The following is a 26659-nucleotide window of genomic DNA, read 5'->3' on the forward strand; positions in this document are numbered from 1 at the left end:
ATAGGTCTCCAGGATGGGGGCATGCAAAAGATCTGCGTCATCGGCGGAAGCCGGTACTTCGGAAAGCTCCTGGTGAAGTGCTTGCAGGGCGCGGGCCACCAGGTCACGGTGATCAACCGCGGCTCCACACAGCCACCCGTCGGCGTCGAGCACCTCGTTGTCGACCGGAACGACGAATCCGCCCTGACGGCCGCGCTCGACTCCCGCACCTTCGACGTCGTGGTGGACCAGGTCTGCTACACCCCGGTGCAGGCCGCTGTCGCCGCCCGCGCCTTTGCCGGCCGCACCCGGCGCTACGTCATGACCTCCACGATCGAGGTCTACGACCCCGCGACCGCCGCGCTGCCGGCTGTGCCTCCGAGCACGCCGGTGCCGGAGGAGATCGTGGACCCGGCCACCTGGCTGGTGGCCATGGACCTTCCCTGGCACGACGACGCGTACCTGGAGGCGCACTACGCCGAGGGCAAGCGCCAGGCGGAGGCCGTCTTCGCCCGCGCCGGCAGCTTCGAGTTCGCCAGTGTGCGCAGCGCCCATGTGCTCGGCGGCGGCGCGCAGGAGTTCACCGGCCGGCTGGCGGGCTACGCCGGGCGCATCGCCAAGGGTGAAGAGATCACTGTGCACGCGAAGGCGCTGCCTACGGTGTTCATCCACTACGAGGAGCTGGCGGACCTGCTGCTGTGGGCGACCACAGCCGACTTCACCGGTCCGGTCAACGCCTGCTCCGACGGCCCGCTCGATGTACATGACCTCGCCGCGATCATCGCCACGCAGGCCGGACGGGAGCCCGTCTACCGGACCGTCCCGGCGGGCGAGGAGGCTTCGGCGTTCTCCTTCGACCGCCACTACGGCATGAGCAACGCCCGCGCGAAGGAGCTGGGCTTTTCCTTCTCCCACACCACCGACTGGCTGCCCGGCGCCGTCGCCGAAGCCCTCACCACCGACCCGTCACCCACCGCCTGAGGAGCTGAGCCACCATGCAGTACCGCACCATCGCCCACACCGCCGTCAGCGCCATTGGCCTGGGCGCCATGCCGCTGTCCATCGAGCACCGCCCGGACGAGACGCGGGCCATCGCCACCGTCCACGCCGCCCTCGACGCCGGCGTCACGCTCATCGACACCGCCGACAGCTACCACTGGCACGCCGGCGAGGCGGGCCACAACGAGCTGCTGATCGCCCGCGCCCTGGCCCGCTACGGCGGCGACACCTCCGGCGTCCTGGTGGCCACCAAGGGCGGCCGCAGCCGCCCCGGCGACGGGAGCTGGACCGTCACCGCCACCCCCGCCCATCTCAAGCAAGCCGCCGAGGCCTCCGCCAAGCGCCTGGGCGTCGAGGCGATCGGCCTGTACCAGCTGCACAAGCCGGACCCGGCCGTGCCCTGGGCGGAGTCCGTAGGCGCGCTGCGCGAGCTGCTCGACGTCGGCACAATCCGCGCCGCCGGGATTTCCAACGTCACCACCGCCCAGATCCGCCAGGCGCATCAGATCCTCGGCGACGGACTCGTCTCCGTGCAAAACCAGTACTCGCCCGTCGTTCGCGACAGCGAGCCCGAGCTGCGGCTGAGCACCCAGCTGGGTCTGGCCTTTCTGCCCTGGAGCCCCCTCGGTGGCATCTCCCGCAGCTCCCTCGACGGCCCCTCCGGCCCCACCTCCGTCGGCACCGCCTTCCACCACATCGCAGCCGAGCGCGGCGTCAGCCCGCAGCAAATCGCCCTGGCGTGGCTGCTCGCCCGCTCCCCAGCAGTGATCCCGGTACCGGGAGCCAGCCGCCCGCCCTCCATCACCGACTCGGCCAAGGCCGCGGAGCTCACGCTGAGCACGGAGGAGCTGGCGCAGCTTGAGGACGCTCTGCCGGGCTGAGGTGGGTTACCGGTCGCATACCGACCTTGCCGGTGGGCGGCTGGGACCTGGTGCCTGTCGCTGCTTCGGCACGGTCGCCGATCTCCCGGGGGCGAGTCGGCTGTCCATGTCACTTGCCGATATGAGCACCTCCACGCCCCGCTGACGGTTCGTCGTTCACCGCGTCGATTAGCCGGGGAAGTCACACAGTCCTGTCCGTGGCGCCGGGCCGTTCCGGATCGGAGAAGGTGCCGGGGACGACTTTTACGTCGAGGTCGATCAGTCGGGTGAGCTGCGCCTTCCTCGAATGGGCCCATGTGGCGGGTCATGTACAGATCGGAGAACTCCCGGGCTGTCCGGAGGTCCTTGGGTACATGGCCTTGGTCGATGCCTAGCATGGCTCCGACGACTCGCCAGGCGTAGTAGTAGGCGTCGGCGCCTTCGTTGTGCCTTGAACCCTCTCTGCACCAACTCGAAGGCGCTGCGTGTCTGCGCGAGCGGTCAGGCCGGGGTGCGCAGCCCCGCCAGGAGCCGGTCGAGTGCCTGCTCCGCGGCCTGCGGGTCCCCGCCTCGCGCGATCCAGAGCGCGGCCTCGTTCATCGCTCCCGAGAGCAGCCGGGCCAGGGGTTCCACCGGCTGATCGGCGATGATTCGGGCCGCGGTGAGCGCCGTCAGGGCTTCCGCGAGGTGTCGGGCGGAGGACTCCTCGTCCATGGTTCGCCATTCATCCCAGCCCAGTACGGTCGGCGCGTCGACGAGCAGGATCTGTCGCACTGCCGGGTCGGTCCCCGCGGCCAGGAAGGCCCGGCAGCCGGCCCGGAGCTGCTCCCAGAGGTCCTCGTAGCGTTCGGCTGCGGTCGCGACCCGCTTGCCCAGTTCCTGCTGGACCTCGGAGACGACGGCCCGGAAGAGCCCCGCTTTGCTGTCGAAGTGGTGGTAAGCGGCCCCCTTGGTCACCCCGGCGGCCCGCGCCACCTCGGCCAGCACCACGTGGTGGTACCCGTCGGCAGCGAACCGCTGCTGCCCTTCGGCCAGCAGCGCCTGCCGCGTGGCCGCCCGCTGCTCCGCCCGGTTGACCGCCATCGCGCGCACCGCCCTTTCCAATTCGCGTACCGAAGGTATGCTAACGCCACGATCCACATACTCCGGGTATGCGAAAAATGAAAGTGAAGGACCTCTGACATGACGAACGAACACACGATCATGCCCACGACCAAGCTCGGCGGCTTCTACCCGGTGCTCGCCACCCGGGACGTGGCTGCCTCCCGCGACTTCTACACCCGCCACCTCGGGTTCGAGGTGACCTTCGAGGCGGACTGGTACGTCAGTCTGCGCCGCCCCGACGCCCCGCAGTACGAGCTGGCCCTCCTGGACCACGCCCACCCCACCGTCCCCGAGGGCCACCGCGTCGCGCTCCGTGGCGGCTTGCTGCTGAACTTCGAGGTGGACGACGTGGACTCCGAGCACCAGCGGCTCGTGGCGGAGGCCGGCCTGCCCGAGGTACTGCCACTGCGTACGGAGGAGTTCGGCCAGCGCCACTTCATCATCGCCGCCCTCGACGGTGTGCTGATCGACGTCATCACCGTCGTCCCGCCCAGCGAGGAGTACGCCGCCCAGTACACCGACGCCTGATTCCCAGGCCTAGCCTCAGCGACCAGAGCAACTCGCGCACCCAGGGCCCTCCCCTGCGCGGCGGTAGGGCGCGAAGACTCCACCGTGTCGACCTGATCCACCAGATAGTGCAGTCACCAGACCAGCCGCGGGCGCCCGGCAGGTAGCGCTGCCGGAGCCCTTAGATCACGAAGCCCTCCACACCGGGAACTTCCGTCCAGGGGGTCAACCATTCCTGGGCGACGGCCGCGTCGGTCGTCTTCGGGCACAGCGTCCACGCTGGACATCACCGACACGTCGGCGCACCGGCGCCAGCAATCGCTGGAACTGTCACTGACTCAACCCGGCGAAGGCTCGATCCACTGTGGATCATCCGCTGGGCTGACCTCACCCATGCCCAGCCAACTTCTCAGCGGAATGCGGGGCTGCGGCGGCCATCACCTGGAACGGCTCGTCACCGTGCCAAAACGCGGTGGCGCGTCCTCAGCGGCCCAGTGCCTGGCTCAGCTGCTGCTTGGTCATCGACGACCGGCCCTTGATGTTCTTCTTCCTCGCCTCCCCATACAGCTGATCCCTGGTCGGACCTGCAGAGCCGCTGTGTGAACGCTGGCCGCCCCGCTGGGAAGCGGATTTGGGATCACGAGTGGACGTCTTGCTCGCCGACTCGGCCTCTCCCGAGCGGGCCCGTTCCTTGTTGACCGTACGGGCGGCAATCTCCTTCGCCCGCTTCTCGGAGGTGCCGCGCTTCTCGGCACCTTCCTTGATGTGTTCGTACTGGCGCTCACGCTTGGGGCTGGATCCTGCGGGCATGGCACTCTCCTCCTCTTGAACGAGCCGACAGGCCTCCACAACTGCGGCACATACACGGCTACCCCTACCTCACTCGCAAAACCGGCCCCCAATGGACATGACCCCGACCACTTCATGCTGGAGCACTTCGCCGACGGCGACTTGTTCTCCTGCGACCTGGAGCCCGGCTGGGCGCCGATGCCGGAGAGCGGCCTGGCCCAGTGGGGCCCGCCGGTCACCCGGGACTTCCTGGGCGCCAACCCGTCCCCCGCCAAGCTGCGCGAGGTCATGACGGCCCTGCGTGCTGACAACGAACTCGACCCCGCACAACAGCGCCTCAGCTGGCCACTACCGCCCTACGCAGTTGCGCGAGGCCGCTCGTGGCCGTTGAAACGTCCGCGCTCAACACCCAGGGCTTATGCCCCGCCGCAGAGCACTGGACCCACAACCGCAGCTTCTTGCCGTCGTACTCGTCCCTCCACGCCTGCCTGCTCGCGTACCAGGACGGCACCAGGGTCGACTCAAGGGCGAACCGCGTATGACCGCGGTGCACCAGGACGACGGGGGCAACCGCCCGCCCGCGTTGGTCCGCGCCGTCGATGCCGGGCCGGAACCGGTACGGACCCCAGATCACGTCAGCCACCTGCTGCGCCGTCGGCCCGCCACCGAGCTGTGAGGCGCCGCGCTCCTCGACGTCCCGGATCTTCAGCACCGTCTCTATCTCCATCAATGGCGCCGGCCACAGAAACTTGACCAGCAACTCCGGGAATCCCCGCGAGTCGTCGAAACGCACCTCAACCTGTGGTGGGTCATCTCGGTGTGCCAGCGGTCCCGCTCGATCTGCGCCATCGCACCAGATGTCCGGTTGGCCTCCCTCGCCGTCTTGTAGGCCGCCAACGCGGCCACACCGCTGAACAACGCCGCTGCGGCAGCGATGCCCGTGTCTATCGTGCCCATGCTGTCGCCCCCGTCATCGAGCCGCACCGAGACAACTGGGCCGGCAGACTTCACTGCTCAGCCGGGGATGATGAGGGTCCATGGACGTGGTGTCAGCCATGCGACCATCCTGCCGCCTGGCCCTCCCCGGCAGCGCACTTACCCGGCGCAGCGGGCTGTGCCGAAACGACCCCGTGCAGGCGGGTTCGGCAGGTCTGAAGCTGTGCTCGTCGGCCCGGTCCGCACACGCTGACGCGCGTGTGCTGGAGTGGCTACGTCGGCGGGGCAAGGGGGATGCGTGAGCCACGGTGTCTGCGTCCGTGCGGGGAGGAGGAGTTGCTGGGTACCAGCCTGTTCCACTACGTCGGCATCGCCCAGTTACTGAGGGCGTCGGCGATCAGCTGCGCTGGACCGTGTCCCGCAGGCGCTGTGGGAGTTGATCACGGCATGAAGAAGTCGCCCTCACACATCATCGCCATCACGGCACTCACCGCCGGTGCAGCCCTTGCCTCCGTGGCCCCCGCGCAGGCGGGGGTCGTCGACGGTGCACTCAACAACGTCGCAGCCCTGGATTCCGTCAATGTCCTGGGCTCGCTCGTCAACAGCACCCTCTCGGACGCGTCGAACAACAACGCGAACACGAAAGCGGACGGCAAGGCGAACAATAGCATCAACCACTAGGACTGAAGGTCGCGCCGGGGGCTCACGTGCCTACGGCTGCTCCGCGGCCGCTTCCTCTCGCGCTTGGCGTGCGACCGCTCTGTGCCACCTGGTGTGGCCGTGGTGTCGGTGATGGCTGCAAGCCGGTGAACCTGTTACCGAGCGCCGCAGGGCGGGGGTGCCGCAACGCCGGTGGTGCCGTGCGGGCGAGGGCGGTAGGGGTCCTACGGCGCCGACGCCGGACGGTCGACACGACTCTCGGATACGCCGCGATCTACCCGAGGGCGCCATCAGCCACCACCGCGCCTTCATCGCCCGACGCCGGTCGCTGCGGCCCGGAGAGGAGTACCGCGAGCCCACCGCCTGGGAGTGCCAGGACTTCCTGGCCCACTTCGCTGCGGAAGGTCGCCCTCGGCACCCGCGCACGTGACTTCGGCACCCCATGCATCCACGGACACGCCCCGTTGACTGAACGAACAGTGGGGATTGGGCAGTTCAGGGGGCAGATGCTCCCTGCAGTCGCTACGGTCACCGGTCGTGATGGACGATGTCCCCGAGCGGGATCTGGCGACGTTGGTGGTTCCTCGATGGGGCCACCTGGTGGAGACCGGCGATCGGTACGAGCCGTATCGGCTCGTCGACCCCGACGGCCTGACCGTGGACGCGGTCGCTGTCTACTTCCAGGAGTTGTTGGCGGCCGGGAAAGCCCCGTCGACGGTCCGCTCCTACGGAATGGATCTACTCCGGTGGTGGCGATTCCTGCAGGCAGTGGGTATTTCTTGGGACCGAGCGACCCGGGCAGAGGCCAGGGACTTCAGCCGTTGGATTCAGCTGACGGTCAAACCGAGGCGGGCGAAGACTTCGGCACAGCGGTCGGTCCAGGCGGCCAACGCCCCGAACCCTGTGACGGGGAAGCCGTCAGCCGGGCCCGGCTACGCGCCGACGACCGTCGCGCACAGCGAGACGGTGTTGCGACGCTTCTACGACATCCACCGAGACGCGGGGTCCGGGCCGCTGCTCAACCCGTTCCCGTTGGATCTGTCGCGTCGCTCCGGCCGGCGCCACGCGCACCACAATCCGATGGACGGCTGGAATCCGGAGCGGGTGGGGCGCTACCGGCCCAGCACTCCGCGGCGAATCCCGCGGTCGATCCCCGACGAGTGGTTCAACAAGCTGTTCGCCGCGCTGCCCTCCCATCGCGACCGGGCCCTGGTCGCGTTATGGATCTCCACCGGAGTCCGCGCCTCAGAGCTGATCGGTGTCCGCCAGCGCGACATCGATCCTGGCCAGCAGTTGATCAGTGTGGTGCGCAAGGGCACGCGGGCGGTGCAGCAAGTGCCAGCGTCGGCAGACGCGTTCGTATGGTTGCGCCTCTATCAGCAGGAGGTACACGGCCAAGTGCCACGCGGCCGTACGCAGCCGGTGTGGTGGACACGGCGACGTCCGCTTCGGCCGCTGACCTATCACGGCGCCCACCGGATGTTCGAGCGGGTCAATGCCTCGCTCGGCGCCGACTGGACCCTTCACGACCTGCGACACAGTGCGGCCGCCCGCATGGTCCGCGACCCGAAGCTGACGTTGGCCGACGTGCAATGGGTGCTCGGACATGCGCATTTATCTGCCACGGAGCTATACCTGACGCCGCGCAAGGAGGAAGTCGTGGCAGGGGTACTGGCCCATCACGCGCGTCAGGCCCGTGAGTACATCCAGCCGGTGCCGCCGCCTCCGGCGCCTGGCTACAACCCGGCGTCACTGGACGTCTTGTTCGGGCGGTCCTCGTGAGCGTCGTCGCCAAGCACCTGACTCGCAAGCCATTGGAGATCTCGAACACGACGGCAGAGCAAGCCCAGGCGAGGAACAGCCAGTTGAGGACCCGCTTTCCGGCCCGGCCGGCCGAGCCGTGGTGGCCGCACACGGCGCGGCCGCTGGAGGAGACGCTGCGGCGGCTGACGGCGCCGCCGTTCCTCCCGGCGGTCAACGGCACCCGAGCCGGTCGTCGACGCGGGGTGACCAAGCTGCTGAACTGGCTGTCCAGTCTGCCCGGAGAGACCTGGCAGCAGCGATGGGCAGCCAGCGGCGCGGAGGATCTCCCTGGAGCCGCCTGGGTGGATCTTCCGTCGCGGTGGCTACGCGAGTGCGGGACCTCGCCGTCGTATGACCGCGACGATCTGTCGTCGGGGCTACTCATGCTGATCTGCGGAGACGTGATCCGTCCCGGTCTGCCGTGGATGCTCACCCGCACGCATCGGTATCTCGCCTCTGTCATGGCCGAGGTCCGCGACCCCAACGGGTTCGCACGCCTGCGCAAGTTGGCTGAGACCGGGCCGGCGAGCTCGCGCAAGGATGCCCAGATCGCCGCGACGCGCATCGCGACCCTGCTGGCCTGCAAGGGAGGGCTGGTCCGCGACATCACTGTCGGCGACTGTGTGGAACTCGTCGATGCCCAGCGCCGGGTGCATGCCCGCGGCGGGCAGAAGAAGGTCGACTTCTATCTGCGGTTGCGGGCTCTGAGGATCTTCCCCGAGGACGCTCCGGCCACGATCAGGGCATTCGGCCTTGCCCTGGGGCAGTTGAGCGTCGAGGAGCTGGTGGACCGCTACCGGATCCAGTGCCAGCCGGTCCGCGACCTGATCGTCGAGTACCTGCGGGAGCGACAGCCTTCGCTGGACTTCGCCAGCCTGGACGCGATCTCGCGCACTCTCGCGGGCCTGTTCTGGGCCCGGATCGAAGCCCTGGCGCCGGGGATCGACTCGCTGCGGCTGCCGCCAGCGGTGGCCCGTGCCTGGAAGGAGGACTTGAAGGTCAAGAAGCGCACGGTCACCGGTCCCGACGGGCAGAGTGTCGAGGTCTCCAGCCCGCGGCTCAATGCCAAGGACGAGCTCATGCGAGTCCGGGCGTTCTACCTCGACATCGCGCAGTGGGCGGCCGAGGAACCGGCCCGCTGGGGGCCATGGGCCGTGCCATGTCCGATCCGCGATGACGAGATCCACAAGGCCAAGGAACGCAAGCGGCGCAAGGCCCGGATGGACCAGCGCACACGTGAGCGACTGCCCGTGCTGCCCGTGCTGGTCAGCACAGCCGATCGTCGGCGGCGCGCGGCTGGCGACTTGCTCCAGGCGGCGAGGAACACCGAGCCCGGGGCCTTGATCCCCGGCACTGACGGGGCGCTGCGGAGGGCCGTCGCCCCCAAGGCCGCGGGGCACCTTACCTGGGCGGAAGAGACATCCGGCGGGCGGCGGCGGAACCTGTCCTATGAAGACGAGGAGGCGTTCTGGGCGTTCGCCGCGATCGAGGTCCTCCGCCTGACCGGCATCCGCAACGAGGAACTCCTGGAACTGACACACCACAGCGTCACCCAGTACCGGCTTCCGTCCACCGACGAAGTCGTACCGCTGCTGCAAATCGCCCCGTCCAAGACCGACACCGAACGACTCCTGCTGGTAAGCCCTGAGCTCGCCGACACACTCAGCGCCATCATCAGCCGCCTGCGCGGCCCCAACGGGGCGATACCGCTGGTGGCCTCCTACGACGTCCGCGAGAAGGTCTGGAACCCGCCGATGCCGCTGCTGTTCCAGCGCGACATCGGCTCCGAGCACCGGGCATTCACGCCGACCGCGATCCGAAAACTACTCATCAATGCCCTGGCCGCCACCGGCCTCACCAACGCCGACGGCGAGGCTCTGATCTTCTCGCCTCACGATTTCCGCAGAATTTTTGTCACCGACGCCATCATGAATGGCCTACCACCGCATATCGCCCAAGTGATCTGTGGGCATAGGAGCATTGACACGACGATGGGATACAAGGCGGTCTACCCCGCCGAGACAATCGAGGCCCACCGCGCCTTCATTACACGCCGACGGGCCTCTCGCCCCAGCGAAGAGTACCGAACCCCGACAGAAGAAGAGTGGGACGCTTTCCTCGCCCACTTCGAGAAGCGAAAAGTATCCATCGGCACCTGCGCACGCGCCTTCGGAACACCGTGTGTCCATGAGCACGCTTGTGTCAGATGCTCACTCCTGAGACCAGACCCGGCCCAACGGCCACGGCTCGTCGACATCCGCGACAATCTAATCGCCCGCATCGCCGAGGCCCAACGGGAAGGCTGGCTCGGCGAAGTCGAAGGACTCCAGGTCAGCCTCGCCGGAGCCGAAGGAAAGCTCGCGGAGGTCGATAAGCACTCTCACAGAAGGACTGACCTCGGCATGCCGTCGTTCCGTTCCATCGCCGGACGGTCGTCCGTGACGGGCAGACAAAGCCAGAATGACGAGAGGTAGGGACAGAATATGCGTGCCGATAATCTCCGAGTTGAGCGAGCCGCTGGTGCCGCAACCGAGTTGTCGTTGTCTCGTTGCGCGGAACTCTATGCCGCCACACAGGTCGTCGACCACGGTACGGATCTCCTCCGATCTCGGCATGCCTGGTGTTCTGCCGGAGGCACTCGACCACGTGATCATGAAGCTCCGGGAGCGTGCTCTCGCGTCACGGCAACGAGCGTGTGAGCCACACCACTTCACCGCTGTCGTCCGTGGAAACGTGATCCCGCTCGAACCCGAGCTTCTCAAGGACACGGAACGACGGTGTGTTCCACGCGCCGACGGTCGCCCAGAGCCGTTTCCGCCCGGTCGCGATAGCGGCATCGAGCAATGCGCTGGCCGCCTCGGTGGCGTAGCCACGCCCATGCGCGCGCTGGAACAACTCAAACGCGATTTCCGGCTCCTCCACGGTGGAGCGGCCGATGATCAGCCCGCAGTAGCCGATGAAGTCGCCTTCGTCACGGCGCTGGATGGGCAACAGGGCGATCCCCGTCGTCGCCGTCGCGGTGAGCAGCTCCGCGATGGACGTCCGGATGTGCTCAACCGTGGGAGTCCCCTTGCCGCGTTCGGAGAGGAGGGCGCAGAACTCAGCGGCGTCCGACTCGGCCCACGGCCGCAGTATCAGCCGCTCGGTCTCAAGGTGGAACGACATCGTCTCGTACGTAGTCATGCCCCCACTTTGCACCACGGATCATCACGAACTACAGCTGGAAGTATTAGTTCAGAGAAGCGTGCATCAGCTGCCCCGTCCTGCGACCCGACCCCGAGCAAATGCCCAGACTGGAGGAGATCCGCGCCAACCTGATCAACCGCCTCAAGGAGGCCAAGGAACAGGGCTGGCTCGGCGAGGTCGCGGCGATCGAGGCCAGCCTCGCCGCCGCCGCGCGGACCCTCTGATTTCCACTGACGGCCACTGGGGAGCAGCTGAGCGGCCGGAGCACCGTTGCTGACCGCCTGCCCCTCGGATCCGAACCGGGGTTTCGGGGCCACAGACGCGCCGGCCGGTACCGGAGACCTCCGCACCCGCCCCAGCGCGACCTGGGCGGTTGGCCCGGCTGCTCAGGCTGTGCCGGTCTTCCTGGCCGTCCCGGCACTCGCACCACAAGGCCGGGACGGCGCGCAGGCATATCGGGTTGCAGAAGCGACCGGTAGACCACGTGGCGGTCGTTGTTGTCGGCGGCGAGGGCGGGCCCGGAGAGGGTCCGTCGCATCACTCCTGATGTGGGCGTGACATCTGACGGCAGGTTCTAGGAGCGGGTGGCGGTCGCGCAGTCGTGGCCCGTGGCCGTCGTGCCGTTGCTCGTGTCGATCGGCTTGCTGCGGTCGTACGGATCGACCTGGTGGGCCTCGTCGGCGGGCTGCTCGTCGGCCGTGCCGAAGGGCGGCACGAAGTAGCCAGTCGGGGCGGAGCAGCCGCCGTTGGTCATGTCGAGCGCGTACGAGACGAGGGATATCGTGCCCGGTTCGGTGATGACCTTGGCCGGGTCGTCCCAGCTCATCACAACCTCGCGCCGCACGATTGTACGGACGACCTCGGCGTCCCGCCCACCGTCGCCCGCTGGGGTGACCGGGTACACAAAGGTGACGTCCGCCGTCACCTCGACCGCCCCCCGCTTCCCTTCCCGGTACGTGAGCCGACCGCGCGCCTTGACCACGTCACCGACCAGCCGGGTCTGCTCCGGCCGGAAGCGGCTGAACAACAGCAGCGGGTCGGTCTCGGGAGCGGGCGCCGTCGACGACAGCGCGGTACGGAGATACTGCTGGACGTCCTTCTGGTGCGGGTTCAGCAGCGCGATCGCCTTCGTGGGCGACTCGCCGCGCAGCACGCGGGAGTCAAGCCCCGCGGCCACCAGGAAGTGCCGGCTCTGCCGCAGTGCCCGCTCGACCTGGGCGGCGCCCATCCAGCCGGTCGCCTTGGCCGGTGGCACCGTGATCCCTGGCGCTCCGTCGGCCCAGCGGGCGGCAGGCGAACCCCGGAAGGGTTCGGCGAGGGTAGGGCGCAGATCCGGCTCGGCACCGGGCGCCTCCCGCGGGCCTTGCGACTCGGCGGCCAACGGCGCCCCGGCCTGCCCGCCGTCGTTGCCACCAAACCAGCCGAGGACCTGCTGCGGGAAAAGCCCGACGACCAGGAGGGCCACGGCCGCCACCAGCCCGGTCACGTACCGGCCTGTCCTGCGCCGGGGCCGGACCGGTGAGTACGTACGCCAGCCCTCCGGCTGCCCGGAGCGCTCCCGCAGCCGCCGCTCCACCTCACGGGTGCGCGCCGACGGCTCCACGGGGGCCCCGGCCGCACCCGTCACCGATTCACTAAGGAACCGCTCCCACTCCTCTTCGGGCACGGACGACCCGTCCTGCCCCCCAGCCCCGCTCACACCGCACTCCCGTTCTCGCTCGATTGCTCGAGGCCCGATGGCTCGATCGCTCGACCGTCTGATCAGTTGACTGTGCACCGGTCGATCGAGAGCCGCCCGCATGATCGCATAAGCAAGTCGAGCACTTCAAAGAGCGACTTGAGCTCTCGGCCCTGGCCGCCCAGCGGTTGGGGCCATGTCCGATGCGGGTGCCAGTCACTGGGCAGATCAACGGCAAAGCCTGGCGCGAGCACCTGGATTGCAACGAGGCCGCCGAGCTGATGCGGCATCTGGGCACCGCCGCCATGATCATCTGTCTCTATTTGACCGGTATGCGACCACAGGAAGTCCAGGGCCTGCGGTCCGGGTGCTGCCCAGACCCCGAACCCGCCTGGATGAGGACGGTGCGGGAGGCCGCCGCGCTGCTGCGGCGCCAGTTCGATTGATCCCCAACACCGACTAAGCACTCGCTGAGACTGAACAGAAGAACTTGCCAGGGAAGCTCGTCGAGGCGCTCGCCCGCACTGGCTACGTCGGTGTCGGCAAGATCGCCATCCGCAGTCGCGAGCGTCCGGCGGTGCTGCGACCACGGAACGGGATCCTCGTTCTCCAGACCTTGCTCTGGCGGGACGAGCTGCGGGAGCCCGGCGACCTCGCACCGTCGGCCCCCGTCACGGACCGAGAGCTGCAACTGGCCGAGGTGCTGATCAGAGAGCTGACCGGCATCGATGTGTTCTCCAGACTGCGTATGTCTCATGAGACATGGAACTTCTGAGCGACCGCCTCGGTGGGCGGAAGTCGAGGCCCTTCTGCGTCAGGCGTTGCACCGCCCACCGCGACAAGGCCCTGCCCTCGATTCGCTGACTCCAAGAGGTCATGGTCCTGGCGGTAGGCCCTGAAGCTTTGAACCGCCATGTCACTGCGGGCAGCTGGTGCCCCGAACCGAATTGCGATGCCGGATCGGCTCCGTGCCGCCTTGACCACCCGGAGCCCGTCCGCAGTGCCAACCGCCTCCGCCGTCCGCGGTCGAGCCGAGGCGGATCAGCGGGCAGGGTCGAGAAGGATCTTGCGGACACCGTCGGCGCGGCTGTTGAACAGTTCGTAGGCCGCGGGACCCTCGGAGAGCGGGAAGCGGTGGGAGACCACGACGTCTGGCGTGAGCCGTCCGGCCTGGGTGAGGGCGATCAGGGCGGGGAGTTCGTAGTGGATCGAGCACAGTCCGATGGCGAACTCCAGCTCCTTGATCTGGGCCAGTCCCATGTGGAAGGGGAACGCCTTGTTCTGGCTGACCCCGATGACGCTGACCCGGCCGGCCTGCCGGACGGCTTTGAGGGCGAGTTGGATGGTGGCGTCCGAGCCCACGGCCTCTACGACGGCGTCCGGTCCGCGTCCTGCGGTCATTTCCCGTACGGCCTTCCGGGTGTCCTCGCCCTCGACCGGCTCGACGCCCAGGGTGGCGGCGAAGGTGCGGCGCTCGGCGACCAGGTCGGCGCCCAGCACGCGGGCGGCGCCCATGGCGAAGGCGGATTGCGCGGCCATGAGGCCGACCGGCCCGAGGCCGATGACCAGGACCGTTTCACCGGGCTGGATGCGGGCCCGGCGGCAGCCGTACCAGGCCGTAGGGGCGTTGTCCGTCAGGACGACGGCGGCCTCGTCGGAGATGCCCTCGGGCAAGTGCACCAGGTTGACCTCGGCATGGGGCACCGCCAGAACCTGGGCCTGACTGCCCGGAAGCTGCGGGCTCACTCCGTAGCACAGGTCCGTCGGGGCCTGGGCGCGCTCGCACCTGGCGGTGAGCCCTCTCGCACAGGTTCTGCACAGGGTGCAGCCGGCCGAGGCGGGAACCAGGACCCGGTCGCCGGGCTTGAAGCCGGTGACCTCGCTGCCGGTGTCCACGACCACGCCGACGCACTCGTGTCCCGGGGTGTAGCCCACCTCCGCGCTGAACCCGTTGCCCCCGTAGATGTGCAGGTCGCTGCCGCAGATACCGGCCTTGGTGACCCGGACGACCGCGTCGGTGGGGCTGGTGACGGCCGGGTCGGGGACGTCCCCGTAGCGGACGTCGTGACGGCCCTGATAGGTCAGCGCCTTCACCGGGCCCCTCCGTCCACTCGCAGGGCGGCGCCGGTACGGAACCAGGTCGCCGGGGTGGCGGAGTGCAGGGCGTCGGGGTGGGTCTCGAAGTCCCGGGGCATGGATGGTCTCCCACGTCTACCAAGAGGTTTGGATCAATGATTAATGCAAGCGTATTACTTTAGCATAATGATGTATCATGTCCTTTGTGACAGCACAAGAGACGCCGGAGCCCAGCACACCGCCCCGGAGCCGGGAGCCCCGTGACACCCGCGGCAAACTCATCCGGGCCGCCGAGCAGCTGTACGCGGCGAAGGGCGTCGACGGTGTCTCACTCAGTGAGATCAAACGGGCCGCGGGTCAGCGCAACGCGATGGCCCTGCAGTACCACTTCGGCGACCGGGCGGGTCTGCTGCGAGCCGTACTCGACAAGCACCTCCCTGCGGTGGACGCTCGCCGGGAGGTGCTGCTGCAGCAGTACGAGGACAGCGGGGCCGCCGGTCTTCGCCCCCTCGCCGCCGCCCTGGTACTGCCGGCTGCCGCGAAACTCGCGGACCCCGACGGTGGACGCGAGTTCCTGCAGATCGTGGCCGAACTGCTCAACCGGCCCGAACCCCTGGTCGAGCTCATCGTGCCGAACGAGAAGTCGAGCATCTACGCGTGGCGGCGCCTGCTGGATCCTCTACTGGCTCCTGAGTCGACCGCGGTACTCCACACCCGCTTCACTGCCATGCGCTTCTGCCACGCCGAACTCGCCACCCGTGCCGCCGCCCGCCCTCGCAGGGACGACCGGTTGTTCACCAGCCGGCTGGTCGACCTGGTCACCGCACTGCTGGCCGCACCGGTGTCCGAGCAGACCGCACGACTGCTGCACGAACGAGACTTGAAGGAACGCACCGGCCAGCAGGCTCCGGCTCGCTGACCGGTCCGCCCGTCACACGGCTTGCCAGGGCACATTGATGGACAGCGGCTTTGCTCCTGTGCCCACGTCAGTTCTGCGCTGCCGTATGCGGCAGCGGCCGTCTCATCGGCTCATGACCGGACCGGTAGCGGTCGGTCACCTGGCAGGTTGCTGCGTCCGGCTCGCCTCGAGTGTGCGACTTGGCGAAGCGGAACTCCGTGCTGTGCGTTGGGGGCCTGGCCGTCGATGGCGGGAACCCTGCCTCGTGGGGCGGCGAGATGAGCTTCCGGGGCGTCCGCATGCTGTTCCCCCGGGGCTGGTGTGGCAACGGCACTTTCCGACCGGTCGGATGGGTCAGGGCCGGTTGTACCGCGCGCACTTGAGTGGGTTCGCGTTCGCATCGTCAACACAGACGATGACATACGCGGCCCCACCGGGCACGTCCGCAGGGATTCCGATATTGATCGGATACGTCACGTCGCACTTAGTGCTGGTGCTCCTGGCGCCGAGCTCGTTGCCAGAGGCACCGTACGCGCCGAACCACGCCCTGCGGCAGCCGACGGCCCGGAGTGTTCCATTGAAACCGACCGACCGGTTGTACCAAGTCAGGGTGCCGCGGACGTAGCTGGCCCCGTATGTAACGTCGACAGCGGTGGTCGGGTAGGCGGCGGTCTGCGCGCCGGCGGCGGGAGCGCCCAGCAACGTGCCCGCGGTCAGCACGACGGAACCGAGGGCGGCGGCGAGATGAGTCTTCATGCGATCTCCAGGATGGGATGAGCCGGTTGCGGCTTCACATCCTGGGCCGGTCGGCCACCTGCGGCCTACCCCTTAAGCCACGGCTTAAAGGGGGGCCGGGACAGCAGGCGCGGCGCCTCACGCACCTCGGCACGAGTGTCCGGTGGCACCTGAACAGGGCGGCACTGCGCTCACCGGTCTGACGCCGCGGTGCCCTCGGGCCTCACGGTTCCGTCAGGGCACCGGTCCGCAGCAGGGCCAGCCCGAGGGGCGTGATGAGGTGCAGCACGGACCCGCCTCGGCGGCTGGTGGTGATGAGGTCCGTGTTCCGCAGCACGGTCGCGTGCTGACTGGCGGCTGCGGCAGTGACGTTGAGGCGGCGGGCCAGTTCGCTCGTCGTGCACCCTTCTGCTGTCACATGCAGGGCGGCAGCTCGCGTGCGGCCGAGCAGAGACTCCAGGTTCCGCACGGCGGAGCCGTCCGCTTCTGCCCGTCCGGTACCGGTCAGCGGCCGACGGAGAGCCGGCACGGTCAGTCGGGGTGGCTGGGCGGTATCGAGCGGGTCCCACAGAAAGCTCACCGGGCGCTTCGAGAAGACCGTGGGCGTGATGATCAGTCCCCTTCCCTGGAGACGCACCTCAACTCGGCGCGGGTAGGGAGCTTCGAGCACCGGCGGACGCCAGCGGACCAGTGGTGCGCAGATCGAACGCAGCAGCAGATCGATGCCTCCCTCCAACACCAGGTTCGCGCAACGGGTGGACAGCGCGACCAGTTCGGACCGCCCTCGATGCCAGTAGGGCTCCACGGTCAGCCGATGGCAGGCGCGCACGGCCTCGGCGAGCTCCCGCCGCGCGTCACGGTCACCCTCCGACACCCGTCTGGCCCATGGCAGGTGTCCGGGGTGGAAGTCGAGACCCTCGAACTCGCGTCGCAGCCGGGACACCGGGGCGTGCAGCAGGTTGTCCACGGCGTGGTCCACAGAGGGCACATCGCCCATCAGGGCCAGCAGATCAAGCCCGGGACCGCGCACCGGAACCAGGGACGTCAAGGGGCGGGTATCGGCTCCCATCCGGCCCGCGACCGCTGACCGCCACGTGCGGAAGTGAGGAAGTTCCCGGTTCTCTCTCAGCAGCTCCAGGCTGTAGTAGACCTCCGCCGCGACGCCGATCGTTGCGGCCACCCGTGTCCGGGCAAGGTCTTCCGTTGTGAAGTGAATGCGTAACACCGACCGACCCCCTGCCACCGAAGTAGAGCGCATGAGCGCACCCCCAGCATGCCCCAACCCGCCGCGCCCGACCCGGCATTCAGGCGTAGGCCGCGCCCGCATGCTGACTGCGCATGCGCATCCGTAAACCGGTTCGTGCGACGGATCGGGTCTGCCCCGGCATGACTCGGATCATCGCTGACATCTCGATCTTCCTCGGCGGCTTCGTCGCCGGGCCTGACCGCCGCTCGGACAACGGTCTGTGGGCGGGCACACCGGTACCCCGTGGTTCGAGGTGGACGACGGGAACCGGTTCTCCGGCCGGCACCTGAAGTGAGACGGGCCGCCAGGCCGGCAGCAGACGGTAGGCGGTGTCGGCCAGGAGCCGATCATCGAGGACAGGTCCCGGCCCTCCTTGGTGACGGTGGCCGGCAGATGCACAACCGCCCCGATCGCGGCGGTACCGGCCATCGGGGTACCGGCCGGTCGGGGCGGCGCGAGGGTGTGGACGCCTAACTTGATCTTTAACCTGTGCGGCGTGGTCGTGGGGTGGTTGATTTCGTCGTTCGCTGCTTCGCTGCCGGTGTTTTGCGGGGTGTGTGCACCTCGTGGCGGAGAGTGGGCCGGGTGTTCTTTGGGCCCGGTGGCCGTCCGGGGCCCGGACGAGATGGTTTCGGTGCTTGGGCCGGGCAGACCGCTTGTGGGCGGATGTGCCGGAAGTCGCGGCGGACTCGGGCGGGGGTGAGCCTGTCCGGGGAACTGGGTTTCTCCCAGGGACGACGCCGGTCGAAGCGCCGCAGGTATGCCAGCCAGAGACGGTCGGCGTCCGCCGGGGTGGCATCGGTGTCCGACCACCACAGCCGGACTCTTCGGTGTTGCTCCGCTGGGCAGGTGGTCGATGTCCAGGCGGATCAGCTTGGGGTGCAGGCGGTCCCAGGAGCGTGCCCTGGCGGTTCCGTAGAGGCGGGTGTCGGCGACGGTTTCGGTGTCCGGGGTGCCCCAGCTGTCGGGCTGGCCGAAGACGAACTCGCCGCCGTGCCGGGGCGGTCGGCCCTGGGTGTGGTGGGACAGCTCTGCGTAGGACGCGGTCGGATCGCATCCTGGCCAGTACCTGGACCGGCAGGTCTTTGAGGAGGAAGCCGAGGCGGGGTGCGTCGTATCCGGCGTCGGCCACGATGAGGATGTCGGGTTCGCCCACCTCCCCCTGTTCCACTGCGATCAGTCGCTGCTGCAGCTCGCGCAGCTGCCGGGCGGTGATGGTGGCGGTGTCGTCGCCGGGTGTCAGACGCAGTGCGTCCAGTGGTGCGGTCCATGAGCTGCGCCCGGGCTCGAGCGCGCAGATGATCGAGTAGAGCCAGCCGGGACCGGGATGTGGTGGTCCTTGCCCCGGCCGTATGTGTGACACAGGATCCGTTCCGGTGAGGTGTGAGCGTCGGGCCGCAGCCAGCAGGTGACGTCGATGGCCAGGACCAGCTGGCCGTCGGCAGCCCGCGGCAGTGGTACTTCGGCCAGTGCCCGCCGCAGCCGGCCGGCATCGATGCCTCCACGGCCACCGCGGCATAGAGCCCTCCATGGCCGCGGCGGTGTTCACCCACGAGCGAGAGCTCGGCCAGTGACCGCACCGGCCCGTCGCCGCACAGAACAGCATCAGCCAGCTCGAACAACGCGTCCGAACGAGCGGTCAGGCAAGCGTAGAACTCGCCCCGGACGCATGACAGTTGCGCCAACGGCTCTCGCCGGGCGTCGTGATGCAGCAGACTCATCCTCACGGCCTTCGTGCTGAATGTGTGTTCCTTGGCCGGAGCACGTGTTCAGCCGAAGGCCGCCTCCGTGTACGGCAGTTACCGAACCGGGCGATCAAGTTCGACGGACCATTCGACGTCGGACGTTAAAGATCAAGTTAGGCACCGTAATGGCCAACTGTCGCGCGCAGTGTCCTGCTCTCATAGGCCCCGAAGGGCTCGACTACATGTCAACCCAAGCATCCAGATCACTGCTGAGAGCCTGTTCCCAGATGAGGATACCCTCGGTGGCCGGATCGATTCTGTCGGCCCATTCCTGCAGACTGCGGCGAGCGTCCTCGCGCTCGAAATTCGTAGCAAAGTCGCTGATGAGAAACTCATGACACAGGCGGAGCACGATGAGGAACTGTCGAAGGCCAGTCGCCAGAATGACATCGTCATAGCCGGTGCTGCCGTCCTGGACAACTGCTCCTGTTCCTCCATCGAGGAGTACGTGGCCCCCAGCCCAATCGCCCAAGTAATAGAAGGGACCTGATACTTCGGGCGGTTCCATGCCCCCTGACCATGGCGTGGAGACCAGCCCCGTCTCGGACACATCCACTGTCATCATGAAAGGCAGATGCCCGGAGAGGTAGGGCAGTCCGATATCGGCGAGGAAGCGCCGGCTGGAGGTATCCACTAGTGCGGTCGGCACATCCTTTTCATGAAGGCGACGACACGTTCCAGGGCCGAAGGTGGCCTCCAGCCACCGCCCGGTGGGCTCATCATCGTCCCAGGCTGCCGGGGGGCATTCCCATACCCCGGCCTGAGTTATCGAGCCAATGTACGGTACCGGCATGCGAGAGAGGTGATCCTGTTTATCGGCAGCTGCGTTGACTATCACGACGAACGGCCCGGACGCTCCCACGACGAGCCAGTGTCCATCTGGTAGGCGCTTCGATCTGAAGAAGCTGAAATCATCGCGACTTGCGTCAAAGATGTGACGGATGGGCAGGGACGCATCGGGAATCTGCCAAGTGTGGCTGTCCGCCGTTTGCGCGGAGATTTCTTCTGCCGAGAAGTCTGTGTGCAACGGATGTCCGGGCTCCTGGCCATCCACTTGCCGGAAACGACCGAACATGCCGAATGGGCGGCAATTGGACCAGATCGTGTGCCAGGGCAACTGAGCGCCGGCCGTCTCGACGATGGCGTCAGCGAGGCTCACTTCGCCCCGGTTCAGCGCGCAGTGCTGCAGCCAGGCCACCCACTGCTCGTGCGGTGCCGGGGCCAGTCCCAGCCGCTCCAGGTAGTGCGCGTCTGTGGCAAGGCTGCCTTGGGGGACACCCCCGGGCCAGCGGACTGCGAGGCTCTGCAAGAGCCCGGTCGCGTCCAGGTTCGCCAGAGCATGCCCGTCACTCAGTACGTCGTCGAGCATGCCCGCATGAACAGCATGGAGGCCCAGGACCTTTGTCGCGTAGGTCCCGACGGGCCCCGCGGTTCGCCAAGGGCCGGTAGCGCGCTCACTGCGTGAGCGGAGGAGGGCCGTGACCACTGTCCCGTGATCGACCGGGCTCAGATCGCGAATCCGGTGGCGTACGGCCTCCGCTCGAAAGCTGACTCTAACGTCCCCATCTGCGCCGAGAGACACATCGAGCAGTGCCGGTAGACGTTCCGGCAGCCCGGTCAACTCCTTCTGCGAGACACCGATCTCAAGGATCCCGCACAGCTCCTGCCACACAGCCAGCGGTACGTCGCGGAGTTCCGCGGCGGCAAGGGCCCGTAGGGCCGGGTGCGCCTCAAGGAGGGGAGCCAGGTCCGTATCTGCGGCCTGCAGGTCGAGTGACGGCTGGAGAACCAACTCATTTCGGGTCGGGAGGAAGACCCACGGTTTGTCAGCTTCGCGTTCGATGACGAACCGGATAGCTGACCGGTCGGATCGGCCGAAATGGGCGACTACGTCGTTGGTGATCCGGCTTGCTTCGCCCGACGTTACGAACTCGCCGGCCCAATGGACATTTGCCAGCAGAGCGACCCCGTCCCGTGTGAGGCGTCGGACGCCGTCAGTCAGCGTCTCCGCTTCGTCGGTGACGCCCCACGCCCGCAGCAGACGACGCGCGACGTCGTCCGCCCCCAAGCCCCGGCAGTCCACGTAGACGGAGTCCGGAATCCGGAATCCGTTCGGAAAGTGCCCGAAGTAACACGGTCTTGCCCGAGCCGACCGAACCACGGATGGCCAGAGTCGGCTGCCCTCGGTGCGGCGGCGCCGCCAGCCACGTCTCGGCCCGCTCCAGGGCCCGCTCAGGGGTCAACTCCACCTGGTCCTCAATCCGCAACCTATTGGCTCATATTAAGACCGGCAGGTGAGGGTAGCGGTGAGGCCAAGAAAACCCAGGTAGTTGCCGGGTTGGCGCTCGTACCGGGGTGAAAGTCTGCGGTAGCCGGACAGTTCCGCCACAGCCCGGGCCGCTTGGCGAACACGTTATGGGCCCGGGCCGCCTCCGGCCCCCGGGCCAAAGCCGCGCGCTCGCCCGTGGTCAGGTCACTGCGCACCGCGCGCGGAACGTCGGCAACAAAGGACCTGGATCCAGCACAGGCACCGCCTCCACCGGCGCCCCACCCGGAACTGCGGTAACCGGCTCCCCGGCTGCTGCCCCGCGCCCGGGCCAGCAGCTGGCGGTGGACCGCGGACGCGTTCCCGCGCCAGTACGCCAGCGCCCGCACCTCGGCCGTGACCTCGAAGCGGTCACCCGTCCTAACACCTGGACGAACCACCATGCGGGGTCCCGCCTCTGCCTGAGCAAGCCACCGCCACACCGTCCGCTCCGATACCCGCAAGCACTCCCCCGCCAACCGCACATGCCCCCGCGTAAGCCGCTCTTGGCGCCGTAGCCACAGCAGCTGCTGGACCGCCGGCCCGCGGAGCGCGGTCAGCGCCGGGCCCTGCAGCACCGGTGTGGGCGCGTCCAGCGATGTCGGGTGTCAGTCCCCCGGTGCGCATCAGATGGGGGTTACGCCACATCCAGTACCGCAGCGACCTCACAGACGGCTGCCTCACCGAGACCGGCCTGGTCATAAGACCCCCTCAGCAACCCAGCGACATCACGATCTCGAGGTCAGTGGTTCAGCCCGTCACCTCACGGCCCGCGCCACCGTCGAGGCGAAATGCACCGTCACGATCCGCTGCAACTTTCAACGAACGCGGCGGCGGGAGCGTGATGCACGGGCGGCGGTCGATGGGCCTGCTCGTCGGACGGCGGGCTGGTCGCGGCGGGCGTCCTTCCGCTCGGGTCCCGCTTCGGCGCGGGCAGGATGGTGAGGTACCGCCTTCCGTCATCACGGGTAATGGTCAGATTCTCGCTGTAGTCGCCGCCCTTGCTGTCTCTGGCGGTGATCTTCGCGGAGCCGACGTCCGGCCCGAAGTCATAGCTGATCCGGATGTCCTCGACCTTGAGGCCGCGGCCGCCCTTCTCCTTGACGATCTTCTGTGTGTCCCGCTCGGCGTGCCGGCGCCCGAACTCGATCCCGTCATCAAGGGCCTCGACCACGGCTTCAGCGAAATCTGAGTGGCAAGGCGGCGGGCGGGTACCGGTGAAAGCACGTCGTTGACGGGGACGGTACTCACGTCACGGTTGCACCACTTGGACCAGGGACGACCGTGCGGTTGTTAGCGCCGCACGCAGGTCATTGTCAGCAACGCCGAGGGCAAGGTGCTGGCGCCGTACCCGCAAACCCTTGCAAGCCGCATTGCCCACTACCCAAAGAAAGGCGAGCCAGCCAGGCAGGAACTTGGGCCAGGCGTCCCACTGCCTAGGTTGCCGCGCGCAGACGCTTGCCCCGCCGGCCCAGCACCACCTTCACCGGGACCAGCACCGCCCACCAAAGCTGCGCGCCCATCGGGGAGACGAAGGCGAGCGGCACGGCGACGGCGAAGATCAGCACCATCGATGCCAGGTCGAGCACGTCGTTGCGCGCCACGGGATCGGGGACCGCCGTACTGCTCAGCCACGGGCGCTTCCACAGCACGACCGTCAGCACGAGCTGTGCGGCCCCGATGGCCGCGGCGGCGCCGGAGTAGACCGCCACCGACTGCGGCTGGTCCCCGTACTCGGCCAGCAGGGTAGTGGGGAAGGGCATCAGGGCGATCAGCCCCAGGTTCAGCAGCCCGAGCTTGATGACTGTCCCGTCCACCTCCCGCACGTACCGGAAGACCTGATGGTGGCCCCGCCAGAACGCTGCGATGACCACGAAGCTGAGGGCGTACGCCCACAGGTTGGGTACCACCTCGCCCAGCGCCTCTTCGAAACCGGCCGGGTTCAGCCCGGCGGGCAGTGTGATGTCCAGCGCCAGCAACGTCATCGCGATGGCGAAGACGCCGTCCGACAGCGCGAGGACCCGGGCCGCGCTCCCCTCGTCGTCCCGCATTCGCTGGTGGCCGTTCACCACGCCACCATAGGGTTGAGCGTCCAGAAATCTCCCGATATCCACGTGCGTTACGCGAAGATCGACCGGGCCGGCCGTCCCGGAGCCTTGGCGGCGCGTCGTGTTGTAGCCCTTGGCTGGGCGGGGAAGCCGGTCAGTGGACCGCGCAGTGCCAGGCCGGGGTCGTCGAGGGGCGCGGGGTCGACGTGCTGTGGAACTGAGCGTCGAGGCCGAGGACCGCCGTGGTGGCGCCGGAGAGTTCGAGGACAGCCGCCGGGGCGCCCGGGTACACATCGCGGACTCCGTCCAGGCGCGCGGGCCGCCGAGGCCCGTCGTGCCGATGGTGCCGCTGTCCGAGCGGCCCGATATGAGGCAGCCGGGGTGCGCAGCCCGCCGGCCACGATCCGGCGCGCCACCCCGATGTTGAGCTCGGCTTCCTTGGCCACGAGCTCAGCGCCCGCCTCGGAGTCGCCGTCGTTCTGGTCGACCCGCATGGCCACCGTCCGCCGGGCGGAGGCGAGCGCCTGCGTGAGCCCGAGCACCACGGCGCTACGCGAGGAGTCGCCAACTTCTCCGCCCCAGAGCCGTCCCGTCGACTGACACGTGCGCTCGGGTCGGGCAGGCCACGGCCGATAGGCGTGCAGAGGTACGACGAGCCGTCACGGAAAGCGCAGTACGTGCCGGCTGATCAGCCCTTCTTGTGGATGACCACCTCCGGGTGCTCGGCGGACGGCCCGTCCAGCAGCTTCCGGTCCGCGCCCTTCAGGTGCCGGTCGAAGAACGCTCCCACGAACGCCCGAGTGATCTCCTGCGAGCGCTTGCCCGACAGGGGTTCCTCCGGGGGCAGCAGGCCCAGTTGGTCGGCGAGAACCGGGGTGTCGGTGAAGGTGAAGTGGCCCGCTCCGGTGACGTTGATCCAGCGCTTCCAGCCGTCCAGGAGTGGCCAGTCGCGGACCCAGGAGCGGTCGTCGTCACCGGTGCCGAGCATCATGAACGGGCGGCCGTCCAGGCCCTCCGCCGGTACTGGCGCCATGAACGAACCGTCCATGTTGGCCCCGGCGCGCACCCGGGCATCGCCCGCCATGGTCGTCGCGGCGGAGGCGCCGCCGATGGAGTGGCCGGCCATGCCGATCTTCGCGCGGTCGATCAGGCGGGAGTGCCGCCAGGCGGGGTGCTTGTCGGCCAGGAGCCGGTCGAGGAGGAAGGAGACGTCCTTGGCCCGGCCCGTGGGCACCACCCCGTACCCGCCCGGCGGGATCTTGTCGCAGGCGACGCAGTTCAGGAGACGCCCCCCGGGGAACGCCGTGCCGACCGACTCGTAGGCGTGGTCGACGGCGGCGACGACGTACCCCTGGCTGGCCAGTTCCTCGGCGAGCAGGGTGAGCGTGGAGCGGTGCACAGTGAACCCGGGCGACAGCACCACGAGCGGGAACTTCCCGCGTACGGGCGCGGCGGCGGTACGGGCGTGGGTGCGGGTGTCGCTGAGCGTCTTGGCGGACACCGCGTCGGTCAGTTCCCGGTCGTCGATGAAGGCCTGGGCCTCGCCCTTGGTCATGTACGGGGCCGTCCGGCCGCCCCCGGGCCGTGCCGGGTAGTAGACCGACACCATCAGCTCACGCGCCCCGGCCTGCGGGACCCAGGGGTCGGGGCGGCTCTTGTCGACGAGGTGCAGGGTGTCCCGCCCGACCGCGAAGGCGCCGGTGGGGGCCGGGAGTTCGAGCCGTACGCGGGCGGTCTCGGCGGCCGGGGCCACCGGCGTGGCGGGGGCGGCGGAGGCGACGCCCGTGCCGAGCAGGGCGAGGGACAGTCCGAGTAAAGCGGCGGCAGCGCCGCGAGGCAGATGATTCATACCGGTGAGGCTAGGCAGCGGGACCCGCCCCGGGCGTCACCCCACAGCCTGAACGGGATCGGCCGCTGGACCTACGACGGTCTCCACCCGCCGACCGACCTGTCCCCTAGGGTATTGACCTCGATCACGGTTGAGGTCCTACGGTCGGCCCCATGACGACTGCAACGACCACACCCGCCGACGCCAAGTGCGAAGCGTGTCCGTCGTGATCTGTAATCGCCGGGCCACCTCCGCGATCGCATGACCCTCAGCGCACTCCAACACGATCCGCGAACGCAACACCAACGACTGGGCACTCGAACGACGACGCACCCCCGACTGCAACATGCCCCGCTCGGCATCAGTCGGCACAACCGGCGGAATCTTCGGTCCAAGACGACGCACATCAGACCAACGACAAACCTCTGGCTCAGGACACTAGTAGCCGTACCCGGAGCTCCCGGACCCTTCCGATCGTACGAGTGAGCAGATCAGGCCCACATCTTGAAAGGTAGGACAACCTTCAGGTGGCGCCCCCGGGGGAACTTGTGGTCTCTGCCGCAGCGCAGTGTGATCTCCCCGCTCGTCCTGTCGAACTTGTGGAACAGGAACAGCTCCCCGCGCGTCGCAGTCCTCGCAGACCTCAGCCCGAACGACGGGCCACAACGGCAACGGCCGGGGGGCGAGGGGCCTTCCACGTAGATGCGGTCCGGGTCGAGAGTGTCGTTGACGAAACTGCTGCCGGTGCCGACGTGGATGTGGCTTCACTGGCCTGGAAGCCACTGTTGGCCTGCATGTTCGCAGCGCCAAGACCTGATGACTACCACCCTCACCTCCACCGCCCCCGACCTCACGTCCCTGGACGCCGTGACGGTCACCGCGACCCCCTCGGCCGCCGCCCCCAGCCCCGTGGCGCTGTTCGCCGCCGACCATGGGGAAGTCTGCGAAGTCTTACCGCCTGTCACTCGTTGCCCCGACAATTGCTCGTAGAGTAGGAGAAGTTGGCTTATCTGAGGTGGATCTTCTGCTCTAGCAGCTCGCGTGTAGCCAGGCGATGAGCGGATGCGCCAGCGCCAGGAGGAGAGGAAGCAAAATGAGCGAATCGTGGCAGGTTCAGAGTGACAAACAAAGGCGCCGGCGGGAGGAAGGGAACAGGTTCGGCTGGACTGGGAGTTTCAGCTGGAGCAGGACCGCCAGCGGCGGGATCGAGAAGCAGCAGCTGCGGCCCAGGCGGCAGCTGATGCCCAGGCTCAGCAGCAGTACACGCAGTATGAGTA

Annotated in this window: 24 protein-coding genes and 5 pseudogenes; 12 read left to right on the plus strand and 17 right to left on the minus strand. The window is 68.2% G+C overall.

What is annotated here, in order from left to right; genetic code table 11:
- Positions 1 to 21: 21 nt before the first annotated feature.
- Both ACWIHY_RS26600 and ACWIHY_RS26605 read left to right on the plus strand, forming a co-directional pair.
- On the plus strand, positions 22 to 960 hold the full coding sequence (locus ACWIHY_RS26600) for an NAD-dependent epimerase/dehydratase family protein (protein WP_454378199.1): 939 nt from the start codon (positions 22 to 24) through the stop codon (positions 958 to 960).
- A gap of 14 nt (positions 961 to 974) precedes the next feature.
- Positions 975 to 1859, plus strand: coding sequence for an aldo/keto reductase (locus tag ACWIHY_RS26605; RefSeq protein WP_454378200.1), 885 nt, complete (start codon positions 975 to 977; stop codon positions 1857 to 1859).
- Between the two features lie 214 nt (positions 1860 to 2073).
- On the opposite strand, the pseudogene ACWIHY_RS26610 reads toward ACWIHY_RS26605, so the two are convergent.
- Positions 2074 to 2281, minus strand: a pseudogene (locus tag ACWIHY_RS26610) (oxygenase MpaB family protein); the annotation flags it as partial.
- Positions 2282 to 2339: 58 nt separating this feature from the next.
- Positions 2340 to 2921 (minus strand): TetR/AcrR family transcriptional regulator, encoded by a 582-nt coding sequence (locus ACWIHY_RS26615; RefSeq protein ID WP_454378201.1) that lies wholly within the window; start codon positions 2919 to 2921, stop codon positions 2340 to 2342.
- A 99-nt stretch (positions 2922 to 3020) separates the two neighbouring features.
- Between ACWIHY_RS26615 and ACWIHY_RS26620 the strand changes: the two genes are divergently transcribed.
- Positions 3021 to 3470: a VOC family protein gene (locus tag ACWIHY_RS26620; protein WP_454378202.1), complete on the plus strand. Its 450-nt coding sequence runs from the start codon at positions 3021 to 3023 to the stop codon at positions 3468 to 3470.
- Between the two features lie 462 nt (positions 3471 to 3932).
- On the opposite strand, the gene ACWIHY_RS26625 is transcribed toward ACWIHY_RS26620, so the two are convergent.
- A complete protein-coding gene (locus tag ACWIHY_RS26625; protein ID WP_454378203.1) occupies positions 3933 to 4259 on the minus strand; it encodes a plasmid stabilization protein in 327 nt (108 codons plus the stop codon).
- Positions 4260 to 4358: 99 nt separating this feature from the next.
- Here ACWIHY_RS26625 and ACWIHY_RS26630 point away from each other — a divergent pair.
- Positions 4359 to 4568, plus strand: a pseudogene (locus ACWIHY_RS26630) (VOC family protein); the annotation flags it as partial.
- A 7-nt stretch (positions 4569 to 4575) separates the two neighbouring features.
- On the opposite strand, the gene ACWIHY_RS26635 reads toward ACWIHY_RS26630, so the two are convergent.
- A complete protein-coding gene (locus ACWIHY_RS26635; RefSeq protein ID WP_454378236.1) occupies positions 4576 to 4965 on the minus strand; it encodes a hypothetical protein in 390 nt (129 codons plus the stop codon).
- 656 nt (positions 4966 to 5621) lie between these two features.
- On the opposite strand from ACWIHY_RS26635, the gene ACWIHY_RS26640 reads away from it, so the two are divergent.
- The 3 genes from ACWIHY_RS26640 (at position 5622) to ACWIHY_RS26650 (ending at position 10111) form a co-directional block, all read left to right on the plus strand.
- Positions 5622 to 5855: a hypothetical protein gene (locus ACWIHY_RS26640; RefSeq protein WP_454378204.1), complete on the plus strand. Its 234-nt coding sequence runs from the start codon at positions 5622 to 5624 to the stop codon at positions 5853 to 5855.
- A 519-nt stretch (positions 5856 to 6374) separates the two neighbouring features.
- Complete coding sequence (locus ACWIHY_RS26645) at positions 6375 to 7616, plus strand: tyrosine-type recombinase/integrase (protein WP_454378231.1); 1242 nt, start codon at positions 6375 to 6377, stop codon at positions 7614 to 7616.
- Positions 7613 to 10111, plus strand: a complete 2499-nt coding sequence (locus tag ACWIHY_RS26650) for a tyrosine-type recombinase/integrase (RefSeq protein WP_454378205.1) — start codon at positions 7613 to 7615, stop codon at positions 10109 to 10111. The genes ACWIHY_RS26645 and ACWIHY_RS26650 overlap by 4 nt, the downstream gene beginning before the upstream one ends.
- A gap of 205 nt (positions 10112 to 10316) precedes the next feature.
- On the opposite strand, the gene ACWIHY_RS26655 is transcribed toward ACWIHY_RS26650, so the two are convergent.
- Entirely contained in the window at positions 10317 to 10820 is a 504-nt protein-coding gene (locus tag ACWIHY_RS26655) for a GNAT family N-acetyltransferase (RefSeq protein WP_454378206.1), read from the minus strand.
- 101 nt (positions 10821 to 10921) lie between these two features.
- Between ACWIHY_RS26655 and ACWIHY_RS26660 the strand changes: the two genes are divergently transcribed.
- Entirely contained in the window at positions 10922 to 11047 is a 126-nt protein-coding gene (locus ACWIHY_RS26660) for a hypothetical protein (RefSeq protein WP_454378207.1), read from the plus strand.
- A 350-nt stretch (positions 11048 to 11397) separates the two neighbouring features.
- Here ACWIHY_RS26660 and ACWIHY_RS26665 read toward each other — a convergent pair whose 3' ends face one another.
- Positions 11398 to 12489 (minus strand): hypothetical protein, encoded by a 1092-nt coding sequence (locus tag ACWIHY_RS26665; protein ID WP_454378232.1) that lies wholly within the window; start codon positions 12487 to 12489, stop codon positions 11398 to 11400.
- A 215-nt stretch (positions 12490 to 12704) separates the two neighbouring features.
- Between ACWIHY_RS26665 and ACWIHY_RS26670 the strand changes: the two genes are divergently transcribed.
- Together ACWIHY_RS26670 and ACWIHY_RS26675 are read left to right on the plus strand one after the other, a co-directional pair.
- Entirely contained in the window at positions 12705 to 12947 is a 243-nt protein-coding gene (locus tag ACWIHY_RS26670) for a hypothetical protein (RefSeq protein ID WP_454378208.1), read from the plus strand.
- A 44-nt stretch (positions 12948 to 12991) separates the two neighbouring features.
- The gene (locus tag ACWIHY_RS26675) at positions 12992 to 13276 is read left to right on the plus strand and encodes a Ku protein (RefSeq protein WP_454378209.1); all 285 of its coding nucleotides are present in this window, start codon (positions 12992 to 12994) and stop codon (positions 13274 to 13276) included.
- Between the two features lie 266 nt (positions 13277 to 13542).
- Here the strand turns inward: ACWIHY_RS26675 and ACWIHY_RS26680 are convergent, their stop codons facing one another.
- Positions 13543 to 14595, minus strand: coding sequence for an alcohol dehydrogenase catalytic domain-containing protein (locus tag ACWIHY_RS26680; protein ID WP_454378210.1), 1053 nt, complete (start codon positions 14593 to 14595; stop codon positions 13543 to 13545).
- Positions 14596 to 14782: 187 nt separating this feature from the next.
- Here ACWIHY_RS26680 and ACWIHY_RS26685 point away from each other — a divergent pair, with 187 nt between their 5' ends.
- Entirely contained in the window at positions 14783 to 15496 is a 714-nt protein-coding gene (locus ACWIHY_RS26685; RefSeq protein ID WP_454378211.1) for a TetR/AcrR family transcriptional regulator, read from the plus strand.
- Positions 15497 to 15829: 333 nt separating this feature from the next.
- Here the strand turns inward: ACWIHY_RS26685 and ACWIHY_RS26690 are convergent, their stop codons facing one another.
- The 5 genes and pseudogenes from ACWIHY_RS26690 to ACWIHY_RS26710 all read right to left on the minus strand — a co-directional run.
- Positions 15830 to 16231, minus strand: a complete 402-nt coding sequence (locus ACWIHY_RS26690; protein WP_454378212.1) for a hypothetical protein — start codon at positions 16229 to 16231, stop codon at positions 15830 to 15832.
- Positions 16232 to 16433: 202 nt separating this feature from the next.
- Positions 16434 to 17390, minus strand: coding sequence for an ArsR/SmtB family transcription factor (locus tag ACWIHY_RS26695; protein ID WP_454378213.1), 957 nt, complete (start codon positions 17388 to 17390; stop codon positions 16434 to 16436).
- Between the two features lie 124 nt (positions 17391 to 17514).
- Positions 17515 to 18953: pseudogene (locus ACWIHY_RS26700) on the minus strand (transposase).
- Between the two features lie 426 nt (positions 18954 to 19379).
- Entirely contained in the window at positions 19380 to 21269 is a 1890-nt protein-coding gene (locus tag ACWIHY_RS26705) for an SUKH-4 family immunity protein (protein ID WP_454378214.1), read from the minus strand.
- 213 nt (positions 21270 to 21482) lie between these two features.
- A pseudogene (locus ACWIHY_RS26710) lies at positions 21483 to 21596 on the minus strand (IS5/IS1182 family transposase); the annotation flags it as partial.
- Positions 21597 to 22128: 532 nt separating this feature from the next.
- Here ACWIHY_RS26710 and ACWIHY_RS26715 point away from each other — a divergent pair.
- Positions 22129 to 22215, plus strand: a pseudogene (locus tag ACWIHY_RS26715) (transposase); the annotation flags it as partial.
- Between the two features lie 90 nt (positions 22216 to 22305).
- On the opposite strand, the gene ACWIHY_RS26720 reads toward ACWIHY_RS26715, so the two are convergent.
- The 5 genes from ACWIHY_RS26720 to ACWIHY_RS26740 form a co-directional block, all read right to left on the minus strand.
- Positions 22306 to 22680: a hypothetical protein gene (locus ACWIHY_RS26720; protein ID WP_454378237.1), complete on the minus strand. Its 375-nt coding sequence runs from the start codon at positions 22678 to 22680 to the stop codon at positions 22306 to 22308.
- 262 nt (positions 22681 to 22942) lie between these two features.
- Positions 22943 to 23578 carry a TMEM175 family protein gene (locus ACWIHY_RS26725; RefSeq protein WP_454378215.1) on the minus strand — a complete coding sequence of 212 codons (636 nt, stop codon included), beginning with the start codon at positions 23576 to 23578 and terminating at the stop codon, positions 22943 to 22945.
- Between the two features lie 130 nt (positions 23579 to 23708).
- Positions 23709 to 23846: a hypothetical protein gene (locus ACWIHY_RS26730; protein WP_454378216.1), complete on the minus strand. Its 138-nt coding sequence runs from the start codon at positions 23844 to 23846 to the stop codon at positions 23709 to 23711.
- A gap of 396 nt (positions 23847 to 24242) precedes the next feature.
- On the minus strand, positions 24243 to 25403 hold the full coding sequence (locus ACWIHY_RS26735; protein ID WP_454378217.1) for an alpha/beta hydrolase family protein: 1161 nt from the start codon (positions 25401 to 25403) through the stop codon (positions 24243 to 24245).
- Between the two features lie 138 nt (positions 25404 to 25541).
- Positions 25542 to 25730 (minus strand): helix-turn-helix domain-containing protein, encoded by a 189-nt coding sequence (locus tag ACWIHY_RS26740; protein WP_454378233.1) that lies wholly within the window; start codon positions 25728 to 25730, stop codon positions 25542 to 25544.
- Positions 25731 to 26659: the final 929 nt, after the last annotated feature.

The organism is Streptomyces sp. NPDC055287 (assembly GCF_053646035.1).

Bases quoted from the DNA above. Each gene is read 5' to 3' on its own strand.
- ACWIHY_RS26600 (WP_454378199.1), top strand. From the start codon at position 22: ATGCAAAAGATCTGCGTCATCGGCGGAAGCCGGTACTTCGGAAAGCTC.
- ACWIHY_RS26605 (WP_454378200.1), top strand. From the start codon at position 975: ATGCAGTACCGCACCATCGCCCACACCGCCGTCAGCGCCATTGGCCTG.
- ACWIHY_RS26615 (WP_454378201.1), bottom strand. From the start codon at position 2,921: ATGGCGGTCAACCGGGCGGAGCAGCGGGCGGCCACGCGGCAGGCGCTG.
- ACWIHY_RS26620 (WP_454378202.1), top strand. From the start codon at position 3,021: ATGACGAACGAACACACGATCATGCCCACGACCAAGCTCGGCGGCTTC.
- ACWIHY_RS26625 (WP_454378203.1), bottom strand. From the start codon at position 4,259: ATGCCCGCAGGATCCAGCCCCAAGCGTGAGCGCCAGTACGAACACATC.
- ACWIHY_RS26635 (WP_454378236.1), bottom strand. From the start codon at position 4,965: ATGGAGATAGAGACGGTGCTGAAGATCCGGGACGTCGAGGAGCGCGGC.
- ACWIHY_RS26640 (WP_454378204.1), top strand. From the start codon at position 5,622: ATGAAGAAGTCGCCCTCACACATCATCGCCATCACGGCACTCACCGCC.
- ACWIHY_RS26645 (WP_454378231.1), top strand. From the start codon at position 6,375: ATGGACGATGTCCCCGAGCGGGATCTGGCGACGTTGGTGGTTCCTCGA.
- ACWIHY_RS26655 (WP_454378206.1), bottom strand. From the start codon at position 10,820: ATGACTACGTACGAGACGATGTCGTTCCACCTTGAGACCGAGCGGCTG.
- ACWIHY_RS26660 (WP_454378207.1), top strand. From the start codon at position 10,922: ATGCCCAGACTGGAGGAGATCCGCGCCAACCTGATCAACCGCCTCAAG.
- ACWIHY_RS26670 (WP_454378208.1), top strand. From the start codon at position 12,705: ATGCGGGTGCCAGTCACTGGGCAGATCAACGGCAAAGCCTGGCGCGAG.
- ACWIHY_RS26690 (WP_454378212.1), bottom strand. From the start codon at position 16,231: ATGAAGACTCATCTCGCCGCCGCCCTCGGTTCCGTCGTGCTGACCGCG.
- ACWIHY_RS26735 (WP_454378217.1), bottom strand. From the start codon at position 25,403: ATGAATCATCTGCCTCGCGGCGCTGCCGCCGCTTTACTCGGACTGTCC.
- ACWIHY_RS26740 (WP_454378233.1), bottom strand. From the start codon at position 25,730: ATGTTGCAGTCGGGGGTGCGTCGTCGTTCGAGTGCCCAGTCGTTGGTG.